Genomic DNA, 22,113 nt, shown 5'->3' on the forward strand with positions numbered 1-22,113 from the left:
ATGTTTGAATGCAAGATGACTGGCCGTGGCGGGATGCAAGCGCCTAGACTTTGTCGATCTTCAGTTCAGGAACACCCCGTGACCTCGATCTTCTGGTACGACTATGAAACCACTGGCATCAATCCCCGTTGCGACCGTCCGCTGCAAGTAGCGGGGCTGCGCACTGACTTTGATCTCAACGTCATCGACGAGCCGGTCAATCTTTACTGCCAGCCCAGCGAAGACATCCTGCCGCACCCGGCGGCTTGTGCGATCACCGGTATCACGCCCGGTCAATTGACCGAGCATGGTTTGAGCGAGGCCGATTTCATGACCCGCATTCACGCCCAACTGGCGGCGCCGGGGACGTGTGGCGCGGGTTACAACACCTTGCGTTTCGACGACGAAATGACCCGTTACAGCCTGTACCGAAATTTCTTTGACCCTTATGCGCGTGAATGGCAGGGCGGCAACAGCCGTTGGGACCTGATCGATGTCGTGCGTGCGGCGTATGCCTTGCGTCCGGATGGCCTGGTCTGGCCGACGGATGACGAGGGGCGGGTGACGCTCAAGCTCGAACGCCTGACGGCGGCCAATGGCATTGATCACGGCAATGCGCACGAAGCGCTGTCGGACGTTCGCGCCACCATCGCGCTCGCCCGGCTCCTCCGGGAAAAGCAGCCGAAGCTGTACGACTGGCTGTTTCAGCTGCGTGGCAAACAGAAAGTGATGGATCAGATTCGGCTGTTGCAGCCGATGGTGCACATTTCCGGACGCTTTTCGGCAGCGCGCAGCTATGTCGGCGTGGTATTGCCGCTGGCCTGGCACCCGCGTAACAAGAATGCGTTGATTGTGTGTGACCTGCATCTGGACCCGCAGGGCCTGCTCGATATGGACGCCGATACCTTGCGCCATCGGCTATATACCCGACGCGATGATCTGGCCGAGGGCCAGTTGCCGGTGCCGCTCAAGCTTATTCACATCAACAAGTGCCCGGTGGTTGCGCCCTTGTCGGTACTCCGTGCTGAAGATCAGCTGCGTCTGGGGCTGGACATGGCGTTGTATCAGGCGCGGGCGCTGCGACTAAGTGACGCACAGCAAGTTTGGCGAGATAAAGTTCAAGCGATTTATGCCAGTGAAGACTTCACCCCTAACCAGGACCCTGAGCAACAGTTATACGACGGGTTTATTGGTGATCGGGATCGGCGTCTTTGTGAGCAAGTCAGGGCCGCCGACCCGGCGCAATTAGCCCAGCAACAGTGGCCTTTCGATGATGAACGTTTGCCCGAATTATTGTTTCGATATCGAGCACGTAACTTTCCCGACACGTTGAATTTCGAAGAACAAGAACGCTGGCGAATATTCTGTCAGAAACGTTTGTCAGAAGCGGAGTGGGGCGCGCCCAATACGCTGGAAACTTTTGAACAGGCTGCCGCTCAATTGAACGTTAATGCGACACCCTTCCAGCAAGAGGTGCTCGGTGAGTGGAACAATTATGTCCATGCATTGCGCAAACGTTTGAATCTTTAAAAATGAACAGTGCCCGGCACTGAACGCCGGGCATAAAAAAACGCCAGCATTGACTGGCGTTCTTTTTGCCGCGGATGAAAGCGTTGCAGCTTAGCCCAGGAGGGTTGCCCAGCCTTCAACCACGTCACCGCCCCACTTGGCTTTCCACTCTTTCAGAGTTTTGTGGTTGCCACCTTTGGTTTCGATGACTTCGCCGTTGTGCGGGTTCTTGTATTGTTTAACTTTGCGAGCACGCTTGGTACCAGTAGTTTTTACTGCGCCGCCGCGTGGTGCTTTGGTTTTGGATTCTGGGTCCAGCAACGCGATGATGTCACGCAACGACTTGGAGTATTCGCCCATCAGGGTGCGCAGTTTGCCTTCGAATTCCAGCTCGGTTTGCAGTTTGTCGTCTTGAGACAGGTTCTTCAAACGGGCTTGCAGCTCTTTGATAGCTTCTTCGGTGGCACGGTATTCGTTGATCAAGGACATGGAGACTACCTTATGTCAGGACGCGGGATGGCAGGGACAGTGCGGCAATAATAGTCAGGGTGTTTCATCAAGTAAACATTTAACCCATGTTTATTTAATTTAGTTGCATTGAACGGGGGCGCACATTGCGGGCGCAGTTAAATAGTGTGACGTGGGTACCACAGATATTCACAAATGAGTGCTTGAAGAATGTCGAGAAGATCACCATGGCGTGTGTAAAACGAACCGTCAACGCGTGTGTCTGTGCCCCTCGTGCAACGCGAGGTGTCATCTATACTGCAGTTTTTCCGCGTAATCGCTAGAATGGCGGCCTTTGCGAAGTTCTGGAGTTTCCCCCTCATGCGCACTTTTCGGCTGGTGATTGCTTGCCCGGACCGCGTCGGCATCGTTGCTAAAGTCAGTAACTTTCTGGCGTCACATAACGGCTGGATCACTGAAGCGAGCCACCACTCTGACAATCTCAGTGGCTGGTTCTTCATGCGTCACGAAATTCGTGCCGACTCGCTGCCATTCGGTATAGAGGCTTTCCGCGAAGCGTTCGCGCCGATTGCCGAAGAGTTCTCGATGAACTGGCGTATCACGGATACCGCGCAAAAAAAGCGCGTGGTATTGATGGCCAGCCGCGAATCTCATTGCCTGGCCGACTTGCTGCACCGTTGGCACAGTGATGAACTGGATTGCGAAATCTCCTGTGTGATTTCCAATCATGATGATTTACGCAGCATGGTTGAGTGGCACGGTATTCCGTACTACCACGTTCCGGTCAATCCACAGGATAAGGAGCCGGCATTCGCCGAAGTCTCGCGGCTGGTGAAACATCACGATGCCGAAGTGGTGGTACTTGCCCGTTACATGCAAATCCTGCCGCCGGCGTTGTGCCGCGAATACGCGCACAAGGTGATCAACATTCATCACAGTTTTCTGCCGTCGTTCGTGGGCGCCAAACCGTATCACCAGGCTTCCTTGCGCGGCGTGAAGTTGATCGGTGCGACCTGCCACTACGTGACTGAAGAGCTGGACGCCGGCCCGATCATCGAGCAGGACGTGGTGCGTGTCAGCCACAGCGACAGTATCGAGGACATGGTGCGTTTCGGTCGTGACGTCGAGAAAATGGTGCTGGCCCGTGGTCTGCGTTATCACCTGGAAGACCGGGTGCTGGTGCACGGCAACAAGACCGTGGTGTTCTGACAGTCACATAACGCGGTTGAAATTCGAAGGGCCTGGGCGTTCAATCGCTTCAGGCTCTTCGCCGTATCTGTACTGAGGATTTTCAGCATGGCCGATCCACTCGACAAAGCTACGTCCAAAGCTCCCGCGACGTTGGGGGAGGGGTGTTTGAGCCGTTATGATCCGGACGATATGGGGCCCGACGACGGCACTGAGTTTCCGGGGGCAGCGGAGTTATGGGAGGAGTTGAATCCCGAGCCTGATCCTAAGCTTGCCCAATCCTCATCAATTTCTTAAGAAGCGGCCGCCCCAGCATCAACAAAAACACCGGCCCGCCCACCACCAGATAGAAGTAATACGTCACCGCCCGCCAAATCAGAATCGCCGCCGCCGCTGTGGATTTGCCCACCATGGGCGCCAGCAATGCCGCCGAAGTCAGTTCCGCCGCACCGGCCCCGCCCGGCAACAGGCTGAACTGCCCCGCACTCAAAGAAAGCATCTGAATCAAAAAACTCCATGCCCACTGCAAATCCGCGCCCAGCCCGCGCAATGCCAGATACAACACACTGTAGCGCAGCAGCCAGTGCACGCAGGTCAGGGCAAACACCTTGATCAGTGTCGGAATGGGCAGCTTCAAGGTGTCCGTAAATGCCGCCAGAAAATGCAGCAGTTTTCGCGCCCAGCGCATCCGTGTGGTGCTTTTGACATTGAGCCGAGCCAGCAGCCGGCCGCTCAGACGAATCAGCAGCCGATGGTAACGCGCGACCACGACACAACTGAGCAAGCCACCAAACATCGAAATGGCGCTGACAATCAGTAACCATTCCATGCGTTCGCTGAGGTGCTGGAACAGCGCGTAAATCAGAATCCCGCTTAATGCGCACAGAAAGAACAGCAAATCGCTCAGCTGATCCATGGCAAACACCGCGCTGCCCCGTGCGGGCCGCACACCGTTGCGTGCCAGCAGCGCCATGATCGTCAGCGGTCCGCCGCTGCCACCCGGTGTGGCGCAATAGGCAAATTCGGCGGCCATCACCACGCCGAGGCTTTTGACTGGGCTGACCTTGTCGACTTGATCACCGAGCAACAAGCGCAGGCGCATCGTGTTCACCACCCAGCACAACAGAATCATGCCGAACATGATCAACAGCCAGTTCAATGGAAAGCTTTGTAGGCGCGACCAGGTCTGGTTACCGCCCAGCAACAGCGGAATCAGCACCGCCGCCAGCAGCGCGACAAACAGCACAATTCCCCGGCTCATGCGGCACGCCCTGCGCGGTGAGTGTGCAGTGCCAGCCACTGCGCCTTGGTCATCGGCACGCGCCCCTCGTCCAGCAGACGCTTGAGGGTGTACAGCCAATAATTGCGTGAGAACGCGTGACGCATGTCCACGGGGTGCAACCCCAGGCGAATCACCGGCGACTGGCGCCAGCGCTGTTCGCGCTGATCGCTGAGCAGTTTCGATAGACCCCGTCGCCAGGCACTGCGTGCGCTCCACACCAGCCCCGGCGCATCGACCGGGGTGAAATCCGGCAGGTGATACAGATGCTGCGGATCACTGGTGTAGCTCAGCGGCAACTGGCGCAGGGCTTGGCGGGTCCCTTCGCTCATCAACCAGGCCGGGGCGACGAAACCTTGCAGCGGCCAGTCATAGCGATGGAACACTTCAATGCCGGCCTGCAGGCGGGAGAGGGCGGCTTCCCGGGACAGGCTGTAAAACTCGCCTTCATGGGTGTAAATGCGGCGCATGAACCAGTCTTTTGGCGTGTGGGGCGTCGGGCTTTCATCGCAATGAAAGTAGCCGTGCAACGTCAATTCGTCACCTCGGGCGATGCGTTCAGTGAGCATGCGTCGAAATCCGGGGTGCGCCTGCAACTCGTTGTGCCGGTGAAAGTCCGGCACCACCAGCCAAGTCATCGGCACGCCGCCCAGAGCGTCGACCGCTTCGACGAAGGGTTGGTAATCGGCCCAGGTCTGCGGCGCGACATCATGCAAAACCAGTAGCAGGCTGGTCGGATTCATGGTCTCAACCATTGGCGATCAGCGGCCATTGGCTGCCAAGGACGGCGTGATAGTGGCCCAGCAGGCTGTTGACCACCGTGTCCCACGAATAATGCCTTTCAACATGGCGCCGAGCCTGTCGGCCGAGGACTGCACTGTCCGAACCGAACAGCTCTCGCACAGTGTTGGCCATCGCCATGGGATTGTTCGGCGCGCACAGCGCACCGCAATCTGATGTGACAATCTCCTGAAAGGCCCCGGCCGCCACGGCGATCACCGGAATGCCACAGGCCATGGCCTCAAGGATCACCAGGCCAAAGGTTTCCTGATCGCCGGCATGCAGAAGCGCATCGGCACTGGCCATCAGACGCGCCACTTGCGTCGCAGGGCAGAACTCATCGACCACGGTCACGTTGTCCGGCACCACCGCCGGCATCGACGACCCTACCAGCAGCAGGTGATAACGTCGGCCCAGGCGCTTCATGCAGTCGAGCAGCACCGGCAGGTTTTTTTCCTTGGAACCGCGTCCGGCGAAAATCAGCAGATGCGTCTGTTCATCGATGCCCAGTTCAGCTCGCAGCTCCGGGTCTCGGGCGTTGGGGTGGAAGGTGTCCAGGTCGACCCCCAAGGGTTGTACAAACACGTTTTTAACGCCCAGGCTGATCAATTTGTCGGCCATGATGCGGCTCGGGGCAAGAACCCGGTCGAAGTTGCCATAGAGCTTGCTGACGTAAGCCTCGACATTGGTGGTGACCCAGTTGCCCATGCGGTTGCTGACCAACATCGGCAGGTCCGAATGGTAGAAACCGATCACCGGCACATCGAGTTGACGACGAGCATCCAACGCCGCCCAGGCCGTGAGGTAAGGATCGCCGACTTCAATCAGATCGGGCTGCAGTTCCTGTAGGACATTGCGCCATGGCGCGAGGCGCAGCGGGAAACGGTAGCCCTTGCCGAAGGGCAGGGCGGGCGCTGGCACCGTGTACACGCCATCCTGTTCACTCAAGTGTGAACCCGGAATCAGCAGGCTGTGGCGAATGCCCGACCTGATCCCGAGTCGCCGGTGTTTGGCATCCAGATACGTGCGCACGCCACCGCTGGCAGGGGCGTAGAACATGGTGATGTCAGCGATATGCACGATGAACATTCCTCCGGTCCCGTGGCGCTCCATCGGTTGACCTTTATGAAGGATAGATGTTCGGTTGGGTGTCAGAGAGCTTTGTGGCGAGAGCGATGAGGCCTCAGGAGACGCGTCAGATTCTGAAACGTGCACATTGTTGTCCAGATCATTGCGGATTGCCTGACGTTGCTTATAGTCGTTGTACACTTTGTAGCATGGGCCGCGTTCGATCAAAGTTTAACCATGGGTGGCAAAATGCACGATTCATCGCAACTCGTTATTGGTGCTGATCCCGTTGGACAACCGATCGCCCAGGCCATGCGCCTGGCGAACCGGCACGGATTGGTTGCGGGCGCCACCGGGACCGGCAAAACCGTCACCTTGCAGCGAATGGCCGAAGCGTTCAGCGATGCTGGCGTGGCCGTGTTTGCGGCGGATATCAAAGGCGACCTGTGCGGTCTTGGCGCGGCCGGCAATCCTCAGGGCAAAATCGCCGAGCGCATCGCCGGGATGCCCTGGCTGAATTACACACCACAGGCCTATCCGGTGACCCTGTGGGACATTCACGGTGAGACCGGTCATCCATTGCGCACCACCTTGAGCGAAATGGGTCCTTTGCTGATCGGCGCTCTGTTGGAGTTGACCGACAGTCAGCAATCGGCGCTGTACGCCGCGTTCAAGGTGGCGGATCGCGAAGGGTTGCTGCTGCTGGATTTGAAAGATTTGAAGGCGCTGCTCAATCACCTGCGCGACCACCCTGAATTGCTGGGGGACGACGCCTCGCTGATGACCACAGGGTCGAGTCAGGCGCTGTTGCGGCGTCTGGCCATCCTTGAACAGCAGGGCGCCGAAGCGCTGTTCGGCGAGCCGGCGCTGCAACTCGAAGACATTCTGCAGCCCACCGCCGACGGTCGCGGGCGCATTCATTTGCTGGACGCCAGTCGACTGGTGCACGAAGCGCCGAAGGTTTACGCCACCTTCCTTTTGTGGCTGCTGGCCGAGTTGTTCGAGCAACTGCCGGAGCGCGGCGATGCCGACAAACCGCTGCTGGCGCTGTTTTTCGACGAAGCGCATTTGTTGTTTGGCGATACTCCCAAGGCCTTGCAGGAGCGTTTGGAGCAAGTGGTGCGGCTGATCCGCTCGAAAGGCGTGGGCGTGTATTTCGTCACTCAGTCACCGGGGGATTTGCCGGATGACGTGCTGGCGCAACTGGGGCTGCGCATCCAGCATGGCTTGCGCGCCTTCACCGCCAAGGAGCAGAAATCTCTGCGAGCGGTGGCTGAAGGTTTCCGGCCAAACCCGGCGTTCGATGCCCTGTCGGTGTTGACTGAATTGGGGATTGGCGAAGCGCTGGTGGGTACGTTGCAGGACAAGGGCACGCCGGAAATGGTCCAGCGCGTGCTGGTCGCCCCTCCGCAATCACGGATCGGTCCGTTGAGTGAAACCGAGCGTACGCTGCTGATCGCCGGTTCGCCGTTCAAGGGCCGGTATGACAAACCGGTAGATCGCGAGTCGGCATATGAAGTGCTGATAGGACGCAAAGGCTTGGCGCCAGAGGCCGAAGCGGTGCCGGGCAAGCCTGCGCCCGAGGAGCCGAGCTTCACCGACAAGGCTGGGGAATTCCTCGGTACGGCGGCCGGGCAGGCGCTGAAATCGGCGATGCGACAGGCGGCCAATCAGTTGGGTCGGCAGTTGGTGCGGGGGTTGATGGGGTCGTTGCTGGGCAGTAAGCGCCGCTAACGATTGGGCACGGTCAACATGTGGGAGCGGGCTTGCTCGCGAAGGCGCTGTGTCAGACAACATAACTGTTCAATGACACTCCGCCTTCGCGAGCAAGCCCGCTCCCACAATGGTTCTGTGTCAGTCTTTGGGTTTGGCGTGAGCGGCCAATCGCTCGAGGGCTGCCCTGAGATTCGGATCACTGATCCCGTCAGCCGTCGCCTGAATCGTCGCGCCCGCATCCGTCGACAAACTGATGGTATGCCCCGCGGCGCCCTGCTGAACGGTCGGCGGCTGCACCTTGAATAGAATCCGGGTCAGGCTGGCGAACTCATCAAACATCTGCAGTTGTCGTTGCAGACGCTTTTGCTGATAACGCAGACGGGTGGCCCAATGACCATCGGTGACAATCAGCAACAAGCTGCCTTCGCGCCACGACGCCACATGGCAATGTTCGCGGGCGGCGGGCTGCAGTTGGCTATCGACCAGACGTTGCAAATGACCCAGGCGTTGAGCGTGGCCGAAAATGGCTTTGAGCGGTTTGGCTTCGCGAAGCAGAACGGCGGGTGCTCTGGCCGTGAGAGGGCGAAATGCCATGATCAGACACCTGAAGTAACAGAGCCGCCATGGTAGCAGAAAGCATTGGTTGCACCCGACCCATTGCTTTGCGCGCGCTTTACTCATTAAATCAACAAGTAACTTCTGCCGTCAGCGGCTTGAAGTTCAGCAAAAAGCCCTTATTTTAAGTGAGCCCCGTTACAGCGCAGTGCATGCATCGTGGAATAACGCCACTTTCCTCACCATCGTTTCCGGGTAGAATGCTCGTTCGCATGCGGCCATGAGGGCTGCACGGGCGACTCACGGGGCCGCCCTCCATCCCTTTAGTGTGGAAGATCCTGCCGATATGTTTGCGCCTTTGTTAAAGAAACTTTTTGGAAGCAAGAACGAGCGTGAAGTCAAACGCATGCTCAAGACGGTGCAATTCGTCAATGCCTTCGAAGAGCAAATGGTGGCCCTTTCGGACGATCAATTGCGTGCCAAGACCAATGAGTTCAAGGCCCGCATCGCCAAAGGGGAAACCCTCGACAAGTTGCTGCCAGAAGCCTTTGCGGTCGCCCGCGAAGCCGGCAAGCGCGTCATGGGTATGCGCCACTTCGATGTCCAGCTGATCGGCGGCATGACCTTGCATGAAGGCATGATCGCGGAAATGCGTACCGGTGAAGGCAAGACCCTGGTGGCAACACTGGGCGTTTACCTCAACGCGCTGTCCGGTAAAGGCGTGCACGTTGTCACGGTGAACGACTACCTGGCCCGCCGTGACGCCAACTGGATGCGTCCGCTCTACGAATTCCTCGGCATGACGGTCGGCGTGGTTACGCCATTCCAGCCGCCGGAAGAGAAACGTCTGGCCTACGCTGCCGATATTACCTACGGCACCAACAACGAATTCGGTTTCGACTACCTGCGCGACAACATGGCGTTCAGCATGGAAGAAAAATTCCAGCGCGAACTCAATTTTGCCGTGATCGACGAAGTCGACTCCATCCTCATCGACGAAGCCCGTACCCCGCTGATCATTTCCGGTCAGGCCGAGGACAGCTCCAAGATGTATGTCGAGATCAACAAACTGATCCCGCAGCTGGAGTTGCACGTCGAAGAAGTTGAAGGCGAAGTTACCAAGGCTGGCCACTACACCGTTGATGAGAAGACCCGTCAGGTCGAGCTCAACGAAGCCGGTCACCAGTTCATCGAAGACATGCTGACCCGCATCGGCCTGCTGGCTGAAGGCGAGAGCCTGTATTCGGCGCATAACCTGGGTTTGCTGACCCACGTGTATGCCGGTCTGCGTGCGCACAAGCTGTTCCATCGCAACATCGAATACATCGTGCAGGACGGTCAGGTTGTCCTGGTCGACGAACACACCGGTCGTACCATGCCGGGTCGTCGTTTGTCCGAAGGCCTGCACCAGGCGATTGAAGCCAAGGAAGAACTGAACATCCAGGCCGAAAGCCAGACCCTGGCGTCGACCACCTTCCAGAACTACTTCCGCCTGTACAACAAGCTGTCCGGCATGACCGGTACCGCTGACACCGAAGCGTTCGAATTCCACCAGATCTACGGTTTGTCGGTGATGGTCATTCCGCCAAACAGACCGCTGGCGCGCAAGGACTACAACGACCTGGTGTTCCTCACTGCGGACGAGAAGTACGCGGCAATTGTTGCTGACATCAAGGAGTGCATGACTCACGGCCGTCCGGTGCTGGTGGGTACAGCGACCATTGAAACGTCGGAGCACATGTCCAGCCTGCTCGTGAAAGAGGGCATCGAACACAAGGTCCTGAACGCCAAGTTCCACGAAAAAGAAGCCGAGATCATTGCCCAGGCCGGTCGCCCGGGTGCACTGACGATCGCCACCAACATGGCCGGTCGTGGTACCGACATCCTGTTGGGCGGCAACTGGGAAGTGGAAGTCGCATCGCTGGAAGATCCAACGCCGGAGCAGATCGCCCAGATCAAGGCCGACTGGCAGAAACGTCACCAGCAAGTGCTCGAGTCGGGTGGTTTGCAGGTGATCGCCTCCGAGCGTCATGAATCACGCCGTATCGACAACCAGCTGCGCGGTCGTGCCGGTCGTCAGGGTGACGCCGGTTCCAGCCGTTTCTACCTGTCGCTGGAAGACAGCCTGATGCGCATCTTCGCCTCTGACCGGGTGAAAAACTTCATGAAAGCCCTGGGCATGCAGTCCGGTGAAGCGATCGAGCACCGCATGGTGACCAACGCCATCGAGAAGGCGCAGCGCAAGGTCGAAGGTCGCAACTTCGACATTCGCAAACAACTGCTAGAGTTCGACGACGTCAACAACGAACAACGTAAAGTGATTTATCACATGCGTAACACGTTGCTGGCCGCCGACAACATCGGTGAAACCATCGCCGACTTCCGTCAAGACGTGCTCAACGCGACAGTCAGCGCGCACATTCCACCGCAATCGCTGCCGGAGCAGTGGGACGTGGCCGGTCTGGAAGCGACGTTGCAGAGCGACTTCGGTGTGGCCTTGCCGATCCAGCAATGGCTCGACGAAGACGATCACCTGTACGAAGAAACCCTGCGCGAAAAACTGATGCAAGAATTGATCGCCGCGTACAACGAGAAAGAAGACCAGGCGGGCGCCGATGCGCTGCGCACCTTCGAGAAACAGATCGTTCTGCGCGTTCTGGATGACCTGTGGAAAGATCACCTGTCGACCATGGACCACCTGCGTCACGGCATCCATCTGCGTGGCTACGCTCAGAAAAACCCGAAGCAAGAGTACAAGCGCGAGTCGTTCACGCTGTTCTCCGAGCTGCTGGATTCGATCAAGCGCGACTCGATCCGCGTGCTGTCGCACGTACAGGTTCGCCGCGAAGATCCGATCGAAGAAGAGCAGCGCCTGCGTCAGGAAGCTGAAGCACTGGCGGCGCGCATGCAATTCCAGCACGACGAACCGCCGGGTCTTGAGCAACCGGAGTTGCTCGGTGAAGAAGTCGATGTAGCCCTCGCTGTCGCGCCGGTACGTAACGATCAGAAGCTGGGCCGTAACGAACTGTGCTACTGCGGTTCGGGCAAGAAATTCAAGCATTGCCACGGGCAGATCCAGTAAAACCCGTTTCATTCGCTGAAATACCCGCGCCGCGACCGGCATCAGCCGTCGCGGCGTTTTGCCATTTACACCACCGTCCTTCCTGAAAGCGGTGCTGACATCATTTTTTAAGGAGCGCATTCATGGCTGTTGGTCTTGGTCCATTGCCAACGTTGCACCCGGTTGCCGGTTTTGAACTCGGTATCGCCTCGGCCGGCATCAAGCGCCCGGGGCGCAAGGATGTCGTGGTCATGCGCTGCGCCGAAGGCTCCACCGTCGCCGGCGTGTTCACCCTGAACGCTTTTTGCGCCGCTCCGGTGATCCTGGCCAAACAGCGCGTGCAAGGTCCGGTGCGCTACCTATTGACCAACACTGGCAACGCCAACGCCGGCACCGGCGAACCGGGCCTGGTCGCCGCCGAGCGCACTTGCGCCAAACTGGCTGAATTGGCCGGCGTCGATGCCAGCCTCGTGCTGCCGTACTCCACCGGTGTGATCGGCGAGCCGCTGCCAGTCGAGAAGATCGAAGGCGCGTTGCAAGCCGCCCTCGACGATCTCTCGGTGAATAACTGGGAAGCGGCGGCCACCGGCATAATGACCACCGATACGCTGCCAAAAGGCGCCAGCCGCCAGTTCCAGCATGACGGCGTGATCATCACGGTGACCGGCATCAGCAAAGGCGCGGGCATGATCCGTCCGAACATGGCGACCATGCTCGGCTACATCGCCACCGATGCCAAAGTCTCCCGCGACGTGCTGCAAAACCTGTTGCTGGACGGCGCCAACAAGTCGTTCAACCGCATCACTATCGATGGCGATACGTCGACCAACGACTGCTGCATGCTGATCGCCACCGGTCAGGCTGCACTGCCGGAAATCACCTCCGCGAGCGGTGACTTGTTTGCCAAGTTGAAACGGGCCGTGTTCGAAGTGTGCATGGACGTGGCCCAGGCCATCGTCCGCGACGGCGAAGGCGCGACCAAGTTCGTCACCGTTGAAGTCAACGGCGGCGGCAATCACCAGGAGTGCCTGGACGTCGGATACACCGTGGCGCACTCGCCGCTGATCAAGACGGCGCTGTTTGCATCCGATCCGAACTGGGGCCGCATACTCGCCGCCGTCGGCCGTGCCGGCGTGCCGAACCTGGACGTGAGCAAGATCGACGTGTTCCTCGGCGAGGTGTGCATCGCCAGCCATGGCGCTCGCGCATCGACTTACACCGAAGCCCAGGGGGCGGCGGTGATGCAGCAGGAAGAAATCACCATCCGTATCGAATTGGGTCGAGGAGATTGCAGCGAAACCATCTGGACCACCGACCTGTCCCACGAATACGTGAAAATCAACGCCGAGTACCGTACCTGATCTTTCTGTAGGAGCCCGCTTGCTGGCGATGGCGTTTAGGCCACCATCGCCATCGCTGGCAAGCCAACTCCTACAGGTATCTGTCTAGCTTGAGGACGCCTGAACATGAGTTATCACCTGATCATCGGCGACAAACTGTTTTCTTCCTGGTCCCTGCGCAGCGCACTGGCCCTCGACCTGACCGGCGCGCCGTACACCGAAGAACTGATCAAACTGAATCAGCCCGACACCCACGAGCGCCTGCTCAAGCATTCTCCGACCGGCAAAGTCCCGCTGCTGAAAACCGAACACGGCACCGTCGCCGATTCTCTGGCGATCGCCGAGTACCTGGCCGAGCAATTTCCCGACGCTGGCCTCTGGCCCGAGAACATCGCCGCACGCGCCCAGGCCCGTTCGGCGTGTGCGCAGATGCATGCCGGATTTTTCGCCATGCGCGGCAACATGCCGTTTGACCTGAGTCGCGATGCACCGCTGTCGCCAGCACCGGAAGAGGTGCAGGCAGACATCAAGCGCATGCTGGCGCTGTGGGCCGAGTGCCGCGCGACCTCGACCGAAACCGGTCCGTTTCTGTTTGGTGGCGCAACCCTGACCGATGCTTTTTTCGCGCCAATCGCAGTGCGCCTGCGTACCTATCAGGTGAAGTTGCCGGCGGTAGATGAGGCCTACGTCGAAACCATCTACCAATGGCCGGCCTTCAAGGCGTGGCAGACGGCGGGTCTGGAGGAGGTCGGGCAGTGAAACGAGTCCATGTAGCCGCTGCGGTCATTCGCGATAACAGCGGCAAGATCTTGATCGCCCGCCGCGCTGACACTCAACATCAGGGCGGTCTGTGGGAGTTCCCCGGTGGCAAGGTCGAGGCCGACGAATCCGTCGAGACCGCGCTCGCCCGTGAGCTTCTCGAAGAGCTGGGGATTGTGGTCAACGCCGCGCGACCGCTGATCAAAGTCCGGCATGACTACCCGGACAAGCAGGTGTTGCTGGATGTCTGGGAAGTTTCGGCGTTCTCGGGAGAGCCGCATGGCGCCGAAGGTCAGCCATTGGAATGGGTGTCCCCGCGGGATCTGCCGAACTACGAATTTCCCGCGGCCAATCAGCCAATCGTTGCCGCCGCCCGGTTGCCCGCGCAGTACCTGATCACCCCTGAAGACCTGGAAACCCCGGCCTTGCTGCGCGGTATCCAGAAAGCTATCGCCGGCGGGATCAAGCTGATCCAGTTGCGCGCGCCTAACGGCTACGACCCGAAATACCGCGACCTGGCCGTGGACGCAGCGGGGCTGTGTGCCGGCAAGGCGCAGTTGATGATCAAGGGGCCGTTCGAGTGGTTGGGCGATTTTCCGTCGGCCGGCTGGCACATTACTTCGGCACAGTTGCGCAAGTACGCGGCGGCTGGTCGACCGTTGCCGGCCTCGCGCTGGCTGGCGGCTTCGTGCCACAACGCCGAGGAGTTGGCGCTGGCAGAGCAGATGGGCGTGGACTTTGTGACGCTGTCACCGGTGCAGCCGACCTTGACGCATCCGGGGGCTGAGCCGCTGGGTTGGGAGCAGGCTTCGGTGTTGATTGAAGGGTTCAGTAGACCGTTGTTTTTGTTGGGGGGCGTTGGCCCGGCAGAGCAGCAAAAAGCGTGGGCGGCGGGTGCCCAAGGTGTCGCGGGGATTCGGGCGTTTTGGCCGGATTCTTTGGTGTAACGGGTGGCCCCATCGCCGGCAAGCCGGCTCCTGCAAGGTTACGCGATCCTTCTGTAGGAGCCGGCTTGCCGGAGTTGGCGTCTGGATAGGCGCCGACTAAACCAAGGGTTTCGCAGCAGGCTGCCACAGAATCTCCGCAATCCCCTGTCGCTTGGCGATCAATCGCGCCACCACAAACAACAGGTCCGACAGCCGATTGATATACGCCAGGCCAACCCCGGCCAGCGGCTCAACGGCATTCAAATGCTGACACCGCCGCTCGGCACCGCGCGCCAGGCTCCGGCACACATGCGCTTGAGCAATCAGCGCCGAACCCCCCGGCAAAATGAAATTCTCCAGGGGCCCCAGCTCTTCATTCCACAGATCAATCGCCGCTTCCAGGCGTTCGATCTCTGCCGCGTTCAGCGCCTGATACACCGGCATCGCCAGCTCACCGCCCAGATCAAACAACCGATGCTGACACGGCGCCAATACCTCGATCACTTCGTTTAATCCCGGGAACTCGCCACGTTCAGCTTCCAGCCCGGCCAATAACATACCGACCTGACTGTTCAACGTGTCGACTTCGCCAATGGCTTCGATCCGAGGATGGTCCTTCGCCACACGGCGGCCATCGCCCAGCCCGGTTTCGCCTGTGTCGCCGGTGCGCGTGTAAATCTTCGACAAGCGAAAGCCCATGGTTACCTCGATAGCTGATTGAGTTCTTGAGAGACAAGCGGGGTGCTCGCCAATGGCAGGCGCAAGGTGAAGCACGTGCCTTGGCCGAGGGTCGATTGCACTTCCATCTGACCCTTGTGGTTATTGGTGATGATGAAATACGAGACCGAAAGGCCCAGCCCGGTGCCTTGGCCGATTTCCTTGGTGGTGAAGAACGGTTCGAAAGTGCGTTTGCGCACGCTTTCGCTCATGCCGATGCCGTTGTCCTCGACCTGGATTTCCGCCCACGGCGGATTCAGCTTGGTGCGCAGAATGATTCGCCCCGGCTCGCGGTCATCTTCGCGCTGGTGAATGGCCTGTGCGGCGTTTTTCAGCAGGTTGAGCAGCACTTGTTCAAGCTCGTTGGCGGTGCCGGGCACCGGGCCCAGTGCCGGATCGAACTGGCGAGTGATCGCCTGGCCCTTGAAGTCAAAACCGATCGCCAGGTCAAAATCGTTGCCGGCAATGTCCACGGCTTGATCGATCAGGGCCGGCAAGTCGCACGGCGCCATTTGCCGGGTGCTGCGGCGACTGAAGCTGAGCATGTGGGTGACGATCTTCGCCGCCCGGGCCCCGGCCTGCTGGATGCCATCCAGCAACTGCGGCACTTCGCGGGCTTTCAGGTACTGATTGACTGTGTCCAACTCGATGCCGACGTGCTCGGCTTGTTCGAGATTTTTCGGCAGTTCGGGGGACAGACGTCGGCGAATGTTCTGCACGTTGTGCAGGATCGCGCCCAGCGGGTTGTTGATCTCATGGGCCATGCCGGCGGCGAGGCCTCCGACCGAAAGCATTTTTTCCGACTGCACCATCATTTCTTCCAGCGACAGGCGCTGGGTGATGTCGTCGATCCGGATCACCACGCCCCGCCCCGCCCCGCCCATCAGCGGGTAAAAGGTCAGGGCGTAATGCTTGGCTTCATCGTCCTTGAACCAGGTCACGCGCTCGATTTTCGCTACGGTATGCTGCTCGACGGTTTGCTTGAGCTGTGGCAAAAACGGCTTGAGCGGTTCGAAGGCGAGGAAGATCGGCTGGTTCAGCGCTTCATCCAGGCGCGTGCCTGAGAGGGCGCTGGCCTCCTGATTCCACTGTGTCACGTAGAGCTGCTCGTCGAGGGCGATCAGCGCCGACGGCATGGAGTCGATGATGCTGTTGAGGTAATTCTGGAACCCGGTGAGTTTCTTTTCGATCTTGCTGCGCACCTGGACTTCGAGTTCCAGCTTGCGGTTGGTGTGGCGGGTTTCTTCGGCCAGGCCCTGCGCTTGATCGTAAGCCGCCTGGGAATCGTCACGCGCGCGTTTGAGTTGCTGCTCTCGTGCCTCGATGCGTGAAAGCATGGTGTTGAAGGCCTCGGCCAGACTGCCGATTTCATCGTGATTGCCACGGGAGGCGCGCAAGGCGTAGTTTTCTTCACGGGTGACTTGCCGCGACAATTCTTCAAGCTGATGGATCGGCCGGGTGATCAGGCGTTTGATCTGCCGGGCAATTACTAGCCACAACAGCACACTGAAGATCAGAATGCCGAGACTGGCGGTCAGCGTTCCGGTGTAGAAAGCCATCGGCAATTCGCTGCTGGCCACGAGCAGCAGGTGACCAGGCTCTGTGCCGGGGCGGGGCAGGGTGATCACCTGGTTGCTGCGAAACTCGGTGGCCTGCCAGGACTCGATATGTCGATAGCGCTCCGGCAGCTTCAATTTGTCGCCATGTTGCAACTGCGCCAGGCGTTCGCCCTTGCCGTCATACAGCGCGGCGGCACGCAGCGGTGAATAGCTGTTGAGTTCATTGAGCAGGCGTTCGGCACTTTGCGGTGACTGCAACGCTTCGGCGACGAGGCTGGGGTTCGATATCAGCCGGCCGATGGTCTGCAAGGCCTGGGGGGCCATGCTTTCCTGGGAGATGTAATAAGCGGCGCTGATAAACGTGAGGTTGGCGACCAGCAGAACGGTGGTCAACAGCACCAGCAGGGCGGCCAGCAGTTTCTGGCCGACCGGAAGGTTTTCAAGGCGCTGGCGCAATGGCATCAGTTTGATCGCTGAAAAGGGACAAGTGGCCAGCGTAGCCGCTGCTCAGTCGCTGGGCAATCCAAGGCTGTGCAGATGGCTGATCAGCCGCTGTTGTAACTGATTAAGGTGCGGCAGGTTCAGTTGATGCCGCGCCGCCACTTTGCACGCATAGCCCAGCAGGTAACTGATTTCGGTTCGGCGCTGGTTCGCGACGTCCTGGTACATCGAGGAGTAATTGGCGGCGGTGGCGTGGATCACCCGTTCGACTTCCTGCCGGAGGTTTTCGGCAGCGGCCGGTTGGCCGCAGCGTTCAAGCAGTTCGGTCAGCTCGCCGCACAGGGTGGCGACTTCACAATGGTGGTCCTGCAAACCGCCATTGCGGCAATCGTGCAGCACCGTCAACGGATTGATCGCACAATTGAGCGCCAGTTTTCGCCACAGCCGGGTGAGAATGTCGGTGCTCCATTCATGGGGAATCCCGGCCGCGTCGAGGTCATCCAGCCAGATCGGCGCCACGGGATGGCCGGCGTCCCCCAGCCAGGTGTAACCATGCCCGGCAAACACCACGCGCCAGTCGCCTTCGCGAAACGCGCCTTCAGTGCTCGATGCGTAAATACAGCGCGCCTGAGGAACTTGAGCCGCGACGGCGTCCTGACTGCCAAGGCCGTTCTGCAACAGAATCAATTCGGCGCCGCGCGCCAGGCGCGGAGCCAGTCGGGCTACGGCGTGCTCGGCATCGTAGGCTTTGCAGGCGACCAGCAAGCGGTTGATCGGCTCGCCACTGTCGGCGGTCTCCCCCGGAATATTCCAGGTGTTCGCGACGCCATGTTCCACCAGCGTCAGACCGCCGGCCGCCTGATAAGCGGTCAGACGCGCCGCATCCCGCAGAATCAGCCTGACCGGCACCCCGGCCCGCGCCAGACGCGTAGCCCAGAGAGTGCCAAGGCTGCCGGCGCCCAGAACATGCCAGGTAGTGGACATCAGCTTTTTGCTCTGTTTGAGGCGCGCATCGGAGGCTCGCAGTGAATGATGGGAAAGACCCGTTATAATCAGCGCGGATTTTAACCGCAAGCCAGGCGTGCTCCCTCTTGATCGAGCGCGCCCTTCATTGGAGAGATTACATGCCGTCGTTCGACGTGGTATCCGAACTGGACAAACACGAAGTCACCAACGCGGTCGAGAACGCCGTCAAGGAGCTGGATCGCCGTTATGACCTGAAAGGCAAGGGCACCTTCGAGTTCAAGGAAAAGGACCTGACTGTCAACCTGACCGCTGAAGCCGATTTCCAGCTTGAAGCGATGATTGAGATCCTCAAGCTCGCGCTGGTCAAGCGCAAGATCGACGTGCAGTGCCTTGAAGTCAAGGACGCCTATGCGTCAGGCAAGCTGATGAAGCAGGAAGCCGTCCTCAAAGAAGGCATCGACAAAGAACTGGCGAAGAAAATCGTCGCTCACGTCAAGGATGCCAAGCTCAAGGTTCAGGCCGCCATTCAGGGCGAGCAAGTGCGCATCACTGGCAAGAAACGTGACGATTTGCAGGAAGCTATTGCCGCCCTGCGCGCCAAGACGTTCGACATGCCGTTGCAGTTCAACAATTTCCGCGACTGATTTCAGGAGAATCTAGATGGACTTGAATGCTGAAGTGGACAACCTGGTCAAGGCGTCCCAAGCCTGGATTCCGATGATCATGGAATACGGCAGCCGTGTGCTGCTGGCAATCATCACGCTAGCTATTGGCTGGTGGCTGATCAACAAGGTGTCGAAAAAACTGGGCGGCCTGATCGCCCTGCGTAACGCGGACTTGGCGCTGCAAGGGTTTATCAGCAGCCTCGCGAACATTATTCTGAAAGTGTTACTGATAGTCAGCGTGGCCTCGATGATCGGCGTCGAAACCACATCCTTCGTCGCGGCCATTGGTGCTGCAGGCCTGGCCATCGGTCTGGCATTGCAGGGCAGCCTGGCGAATTTCGCCGGTGGCGTGCTTATTCTGCTGTTCCGTCCGTTCCGGATTGGTGACTGGATCGAAGCCCAAGGGGTTGCCGGTACTGTCGACAGCATTCAGATCTTCCACACCGTGCTGCGTACCGGCGATAACAAAACAATCATCGTGCCTAACGGCAACCTGTCGAATGGCATTATCACAAACACCAATCGCCAGCCGACCCGCAAGGTTGTGTTTGATGTGGGTGTGGATTACGAAGCGGATTTGCAGAAGGCCCGTGAAGTATTACTGGACCTGGCTAACGATGAACGCGTATTGGCTGAGCCAGCGCCACAAGCTGTCATTTCTACCCTCGGCGACAGTTCGATTACTGTTTCCCTGCGCGTGTGGGTGAAGACAGCGGATTACTGGGATGTGATGTTCATGTTCAACGAACAGTCCCGTGATCGCTTGAAAACAGCAGGCATCGATATCCCGTTCCCACAGCGGGTGATCCGAGTGGTTCAGGAAGCAGCGGTACAGTAAGTAACACATAGGCAACAAAAAAGCCCATCCGAAGATGGGCCTTTTTATTTGTTACCGCAAACTAAGTGGATGCGATTACAAAACGGACAGCGGGTAGTCAACGATCAGGCGGAACTCTTTGATATCGCCTTCGCCTTCGTCAGCGTTAGCTTGGTGCCAAGCTTGACGAATACGGAAGGACAAATCTTTTGCCGGGCCAGACTGAACAACGTACTTGGCTTCGAAGTTGGTTTCGTTGTGCTTGCCATCTTCACCGTACAGGCCAGCGTAGGAGCTGCCTGCTGGGGTGTGGGTGCCGTCGATGTCCCAACCTTTAACGTAACGGGTCATGAAGCTAAGGCCAGGAACGCCGTACTCTGCCATTTTGATGTCGTAACGAATCTGGGCAGACTTCTCGCCAGGGGCGTTGAAGTCAGAGTACTGGATGGAGTTGGCGAGGAAAATGGAGTCACCACCGCGGTTGGTGGAGCCACTATGACCACCTACACCGATGTAGTCGAACGGCGTGTCGCCGTTAATTTTCTGGAAGGCCAGGGTGACGGTGTGTGCCTTCAGGAAGGTGAGGGCGGTGGCCAGCGAGAATGCAGTGTTGCTGATGTCACCGGCTTTCGCGTCACCGGTATCGGTGGTGCGATAGATGTTGAAGTCGGTGTTCAGCGAGGTGTCACCACTGATCGGGGTGGTGAGGTTGACGTTGGCGTAGTACTGGTTCCAGATATCTTCCAGCTTGGCGCCATACAGCGAAGCGGTCAGGTTCTCAGTGATGCCATACTTGCCGCCGAAGTAGTCGATGGTTTTGGCTTCAACGCCAGCGTAAGTTGCCCACAGGCCGCCGTCGCGGGCGTTTTTGTCCTGGCTGGTCGACGAGTAGAAGTGACCGGCCTCGAGGTCAAGATCTTTGATCTCGCTGCTCTGCAGTTGGAAACCGCTGGCAGTCTGAGGAAGAACGCGGGAACCGCCAACAGCGAACACTGGAGCAGTGCTTGGTGACATGTCGCCGACTTTCAGTTCTGTTTTGGAAACGCGGAACTTAACTGCGCCACCAGCTTTACCTTGACTGTCGTTAACGTGGCCATCAGCGTCGCGGCTCATGTTGCCAGTGCCGCCAGTGCCGTCGCCGCCGTCCAGTTTGATCGCCAGATAACCGAATGCATCAACGCCGACGCCAACGGTACCCTGGGTGTAACCAGAGCTGAAGTTGCCCCAGATGCCCTGAGTCCAGTCTTTCTGATCAGACGAACCGTCTTTGCGGTCACGGTTGAAGTAGTAGTTGCGAACCAGCAAGTTCAACGAGCTGTCTTCAACAAAACCTTTGGCTTCAGACTGGTCACTTACAAAAGGTGCGGCCGTAGCCATTTGGGTACTGGCTGCTGCTGCAACTGCCAGTGCGATCATGCTCCACTTCATCACGCGCATCGTGATTTGCTCCTTTGGTTTTAGAAGAGTACTGCCGTCCCACCTGATTTATTATCTGGGCGGCTCTTTCTTTTTGTGTCGGCGCAAACTTATATCACGCCGACCATGTTGGCGATACTTGCGTACCTATCCTTTCAGCTTCTTTACGACCCTGTCGCAAACGGCTTGGTAGATGTCGCAAATTTACAGCCCCAATGCAATAGGAATCACAACTACAACGCTGTTTTCCAGGGCTTGAGCATCGGTAAAAAGAGTCCTTGGCGAAGCGTCTGAATCTCCATCGGGCAACCCTGCCACTGTTTTTATTGCCTTGAAAGCCGCCGCTTCCCGCGGTCGCTTTGAAGGAGATGTGAGTGTGAATGCAACAAGCGTGCACAAATCGGCAATCTGCTTTTTTTATTTCTGTACGCCTGTCTTTTACCGTAAAAACCTCATAAAACCGGGGGTTACAAGCACCTTGTGATGGGGCTTGACGCGACCGATTGCATCGTGTCCCACCTCCCTGGCCGACAGCGTGACAACCAAAAACGTTACCGGTTCACCCCTTTGGTGAGTAAATAGCGGATGCCCGACGCACTTAGCGTAGACGCACTGTGCGGTTTTGGTGCAAAAAATCTTATTCTCTGTACTGAATTCATACAGCGTGGCCTGAAGTGGAACGTGACCAGCCCTCGGTTTTTCAGTCATTTCAATGTTTGTGGCGAGGGTGGCGGTGCTGAAATGGTGCGCTCTCGATGAAAATGGTTCATGCCGGAGCGCTTGCCGTGTGATTTGTCGCTGACCACTGCGCGTTGGCACTGGTTCGTCGTGAAGCTGGCTGCATTCGCAGGTATGCTGCCGTCCTGTCGCTTGGCGCGTCATCTCCGGGGAAGGACGCTAAGCT

General features: G+C 58.5%; 19 protein-coding genes. 10 read left to right on the top strand and 9 right to left on the bottom strand.

Annotated features, from left to right (window positions below; translation table 11 throughout):
• Positions 1-78: 78 nt before the first annotated feature.
• A complete protein-coding gene (gene sbcB, locus ACYZT4_RS27120; RefSeq protein ID WP_461984195.1) occupies positions 79-1,509 on the top strand; it encodes an exodeoxyribonuclease I in 1,431 nt (476 codons plus the stop codon).
• Positions 1,510-1,599: 90 nt separating this feature from the next.
• Here the strand turns inward: sbcB and mvaT are convergent, their stop codons facing one another.
• Positions 1,600-1,977: a histone-like nucleoid-structuring protein MvaT gene (gene mvaT / locus ACYZT4_RS27125; protein WP_007933316.1), complete on the bottom strand. Its 378-nt coding sequence runs from the start codon at positions 1,975-1,977 to the stop codon at positions 1,600-1,602.
• Positions 1,978-2,316: 339 nt separating this feature from the next.
• Between mvaT and purU the strand changes: the two genes are divergently transcribed.
• Together purU and ACYZT4_RS27135 are read left to right on the top strand one after the other, a co-directional pair.
• Positions 2,317-3,165: a formyltetrahydrofolate deformylase gene (gene purU / locus ACYZT4_RS27130; protein WP_461984197.1), complete on the top strand. Its 849-nt coding sequence runs from the start codon at positions 2,317-2,319 to the stop codon at positions 3,163-3,165.
• Positions 3,166-3,252: 87 nt separating this feature from the next.
• Complete coding sequence (locus ACYZT4_RS27135) at positions 3,253-3,441, top strand: hypothetical protein (protein WP_461984198.1); 189 nt, start codon at positions 3,253-3,255, stop codon at positions 3,439-3,441.
• On the opposite strand, the gene ACYZT4_RS27140 is transcribed toward ACYZT4_RS27135, so the two are convergent.
• Genes ACYZT4_RS27140 through ACYZT4_RS27150 form a run of 3 tightly spaced genes read right to left on the bottom strand, consistent with a single transcriptional unit; the run spans position 3,410 to position 6,292 of the window.
• Complete coding sequence (locus ACYZT4_RS27140) at positions 3,410-4,405, bottom strand: lysylphosphatidylglycerol synthase transmembrane domain-containing protein (protein ID WP_461984200.1); 996 nt, start codon at positions 4,403-4,405, stop codon at positions 3,410-3,412. The two genes, ACYZT4_RS27135 and ACYZT4_RS27140, sit on opposite strands and share 32 nt — an antisense overlap.
• Complete coding sequence (locus tag ACYZT4_RS27145) at positions 4,402-5,178, bottom strand: DUF2334 domain-containing protein (protein ID WP_461984202.1); 777 nt, start codon at positions 5,176-5,178, stop codon at positions 4,402-4,404. Before ACYZT4_RS27145 ends, ACYZT4_RS27140 begins: the two co-directional genes overlap by 4 nt.
• Positions 5,171-6,292, bottom strand: coding sequence for a glycosyltransferase family 4 protein (locus tag ACYZT4_RS27150; protein WP_461984203.1), 1,122 nt, complete (start codon positions 6,290-6,292; stop codon positions 5,171-5,173). The genes ACYZT4_RS27145 and ACYZT4_RS27150 overlap by 8 nt, the downstream gene beginning before the upstream one ends.
• A gap of 228 nt (positions 6,293-6,520) precedes the next feature.
• Between ACYZT4_RS27150 and ACYZT4_RS27155 the strand changes: the two genes are divergently transcribed.
• Positions 6,521-8,005 (top strand): helicase HerA-like domain-containing protein, encoded by a 1,485-nt coding sequence (locus ACYZT4_RS27155; RefSeq protein ID WP_461984204.1) that lies wholly within the window; start codon positions 6,521-6,523, stop codon positions 8,003-8,005.
• A 120-nt stretch (positions 8,006-8,125) separates the two neighbouring features.
• Here ACYZT4_RS27155 and ACYZT4_RS27160 read toward each other — a convergent pair whose 3' ends face one another.
• The gene (locus ACYZT4_RS27160; RefSeq protein ID WP_461984206.1) at positions 8,126-8,581 is read right to left on the bottom strand and encodes a DUF721 domain-containing protein; all 456 of its coding nucleotides are present in this window, start codon (positions 8,579-8,581) and stop codon (positions 8,126-8,128) included.
• A 307-nt stretch (positions 8,582-8,888) separates the two neighbouring features.
• Between ACYZT4_RS27160 and secA the strand changes: the two genes are divergently transcribed.
• The 4 genes from secA (at position 8,889) to ACYZT4_RS27180 (ending at position 14,649) form a co-directional block, all read left to right on the top strand.
• Positions 8,889-11,624 carry a preprotein translocase subunit SecA gene (gene secA, locus ACYZT4_RS27165; RefSeq protein ID WP_461984208.1) on the top strand — a complete coding sequence of 912 codons (2,736 nt, stop codon included), beginning with the start codon at positions 8,889-8,891 and terminating at the stop codon, positions 11,622-11,624.
• Between the two features lie 122 nt (positions 11,625-11,746).
• Positions 11,747-12,964: a bifunctional glutamate N-acetyltransferase/amino-acid acetyltransferase ArgJ gene (argJ, locus tag ACYZT4_RS27170; RefSeq protein WP_461984210.1), complete on the top strand. Its 1,218-nt coding sequence runs from the start codon at positions 11,747-11,749 to the stop codon at positions 12,962-12,964.
• 105 nt (positions 12,965-13,069) lie between these two features.
• Positions 13,070-13,702: a glutathione S-transferase family protein gene (locus ACYZT4_RS27175; protein ID WP_461984211.1), complete on the top strand. Its 633-nt coding sequence runs from the start codon at positions 13,070-13,072 to the stop codon at positions 13,700-13,702.
• Complete coding sequence (locus ACYZT4_RS27180; protein WP_461984213.1) at positions 13,699-14,649, top strand: Nudix family hydrolase; 951 nt, start codon at positions 13,699-13,701, stop codon at positions 14,647-14,649. The genes ACYZT4_RS27175 and ACYZT4_RS27180 overlap by 4 nt, the downstream gene beginning before the upstream one ends.
• Positions 14,650-14,745: 96 nt before the next feature.
• Here ACYZT4_RS27180 and ACYZT4_RS27185 read toward each other — a convergent pair whose 3' ends face one another.
• Genes ACYZT4_RS27185 through ACYZT4_RS27195 form a run of 3 tightly spaced genes read right to left on the bottom strand, consistent with a single transcriptional unit; the run spans position 14,746 to position 18,329 of the window.
• Entirely contained in the window at positions 14,746-15,327 is a 582-nt protein-coding gene (locus tag ACYZT4_RS27185; RefSeq protein WP_461984215.1) for a cob(I)yrinic acid a,c-diamide adenosyltransferase, read from the bottom strand.
• Between the two features lie 2 nt (positions 15,328-15,329).
• Positions 15,330-17,366, bottom strand: coding sequence for a sensor histidine kinase (locus ACYZT4_RS27190; RefSeq protein WP_461984217.1), 2,037 nt, complete (start codon positions 17,364-17,366; stop codon positions 15,330-15,332).
• A 45-nt stretch (positions 17,367-17,411) separates the two neighbouring features.
• Positions 17,412-18,329: a putative 2-dehydropantoate 2-reductase gene (locus tag ACYZT4_RS27195; protein WP_461984219.1), complete on the bottom strand. Its 918-nt coding sequence runs from the start codon at positions 18,327-18,329 to the stop codon at positions 17,412-17,414.
• Positions 18,330-18,469: 140 nt separating this feature from the next.
• On the opposite strand from ACYZT4_RS27195, the gene ACYZT4_RS27200 reads away from it, so the two are divergent.
• Both ACYZT4_RS27200 and ACYZT4_RS27205 read left to right on the top strand, forming a co-directional pair.
• A complete protein-coding gene (locus ACYZT4_RS27200) occupies positions 18,470-18,955 on the top strand; it encodes a YajQ family cyclic di-GMP-binding protein (protein ID WP_007906601.1) in 486 nt (161 codons plus the stop codon).
• 16 nt (positions 18,956-18,971) lie between these two features.
• Positions 18,972-19,814 (top strand): mechanosensitive ion channel family protein, encoded by an 843-nt coding sequence (locus ACYZT4_RS27205; RefSeq protein WP_461984221.1) that lies wholly within the window; start codon positions 18,972-18,974, stop codon positions 19,812-19,814.
• Between the two features lie 75 nt (positions 19,815-19,889).
• Here the strand turns inward: ACYZT4_RS27205 and ACYZT4_RS27210 are convergent, their stop codons facing one another.
• On the bottom strand, positions 19,890-21,230 hold the full coding sequence (locus tag ACYZT4_RS27210; RefSeq protein ID WP_461984223.1) for an OprD family porin: 1,341 nt from the start codon (positions 21,228-21,230) through the stop codon (positions 19,890-19,892).
• Between the last annotated feature and the right edge of the window lie 883 nt (positions 21,231-22,113).

The sequence above is a fragment of the Pseudomonas sp. GB2N2 genome (genome assembly GCF_054897705.1).

Bases quoted from the DNA above. Each gene is read 5' to 3' on its own strand.
- ACYZT4_RS27140 (WP_461984200.1), bottom strand. From the start codon at position 4,405: ATGAGCCGGGGAATTGTGCTGTTTGTCGCGCTGCTGGCGGCGGTGCTG.
- secA (WP_461984208.1), top strand. From the start codon at position 8,889: ATGTTTGCGCCTTTGTTAAAGAAACTTTTTGGAAGCAAGAACGAGCGT.
- ACYZT4_RS27200 (WP_007906601.1), top strand. From the start codon at position 18,470: ATGCCGTCGTTCGACGTGGTATCCGAACTGGACAAACACGAAGTCACC.
- ACYZT4_RS27145 (WP_461984202.1), bottom strand. From the start codon at position 5,178: ATGGTTGAGACCATGAATCCGACCAGCCTGCTACTGGTTTTGCATGAT.
- ACYZT4_RS27155 (WP_461984204.1), top strand. From the start codon at position 6,521: ATGCACGATTCATCGCAACTCGTTATTGGTGCTGATCCCGTTGGACAA.
- argJ (WP_461984210.1), top strand. From the start codon at position 11,747: ATGGCTGTTGGTCTTGGTCCATTGCCAACGTTGCACCCGGTTGCCGGT.
- ACYZT4_RS27205 (WP_461984221.1), top strand. From the start codon at position 18,972: ATGGACTTGAATGCTGAAGTGGACAACCTGGTCAAGGCGTCCCAAGCC.
- ACYZT4_RS27175 (WP_461984211.1), top strand. From the start codon at position 13,070: ATGAGTTATCACCTGATCATCGGCGACAAACTGTTTTCTTCCTGGTCC.
- ACYZT4_RS27135 (WP_461984198.1), top strand. From the start codon at position 3,253: ATGGCCGATCCACTCGACAAAGCTACGTCCAAAGCTCCCGCGACGTTG.
- ACYZT4_RS27185 (WP_461984215.1), bottom strand. From the start codon at position 15,327: ATGGGCTTTCGCTTGTCGAAGATTTACACGCGCACCGGCGACACAGGC.
- ACYZT4_RS27150 (WP_461984203.1), bottom strand. From the start codon at position 6,292: ATGTTCATCGTGCATATCGCTGACATCACCATGTTCTACGCCCCTGCC.
- ACYZT4_RS27210 (WP_461984223.1), bottom strand. From the start codon at position 21,230: ATGCGCGTGATGAAGTGGAGCATGATCGCACTGGCAGTTGCAGCAGCA.
- mvaT (WP_007933316.1), bottom strand. From the start codon at position 1,977: ATGTCCTTGATCAACGAATACCGTGCCACCGAAGAAGCTATCAAAGAG.
- ACYZT4_RS27160 (WP_461984206.1), bottom strand. From the start codon at position 8,581: ATGGCATTTCGCCCTCTCACGGCCAGAGCACCCGCCGTTCTGCTTCGC.
- purU (WP_461984197.1), top strand. From the start codon at position 2,317: ATGCGCACTTTTCGGCTGGTGATTGCTTGCCCGGACCGCGTCGGCATC.
- ACYZT4_RS27190 (WP_461984217.1), bottom strand. From the start codon at position 17,366: ATGCCATTGCGCCAGCGCCTTGAAAACCTTCCGGTCGGCCAGAAACTG.
- ACYZT4_RS27195 (WP_461984219.1), bottom strand. From the start codon at position 18,329: ATGTCCACTACCTGGCATGTTCTGGGCGCCGGCAGCCTTGGCACTCTC.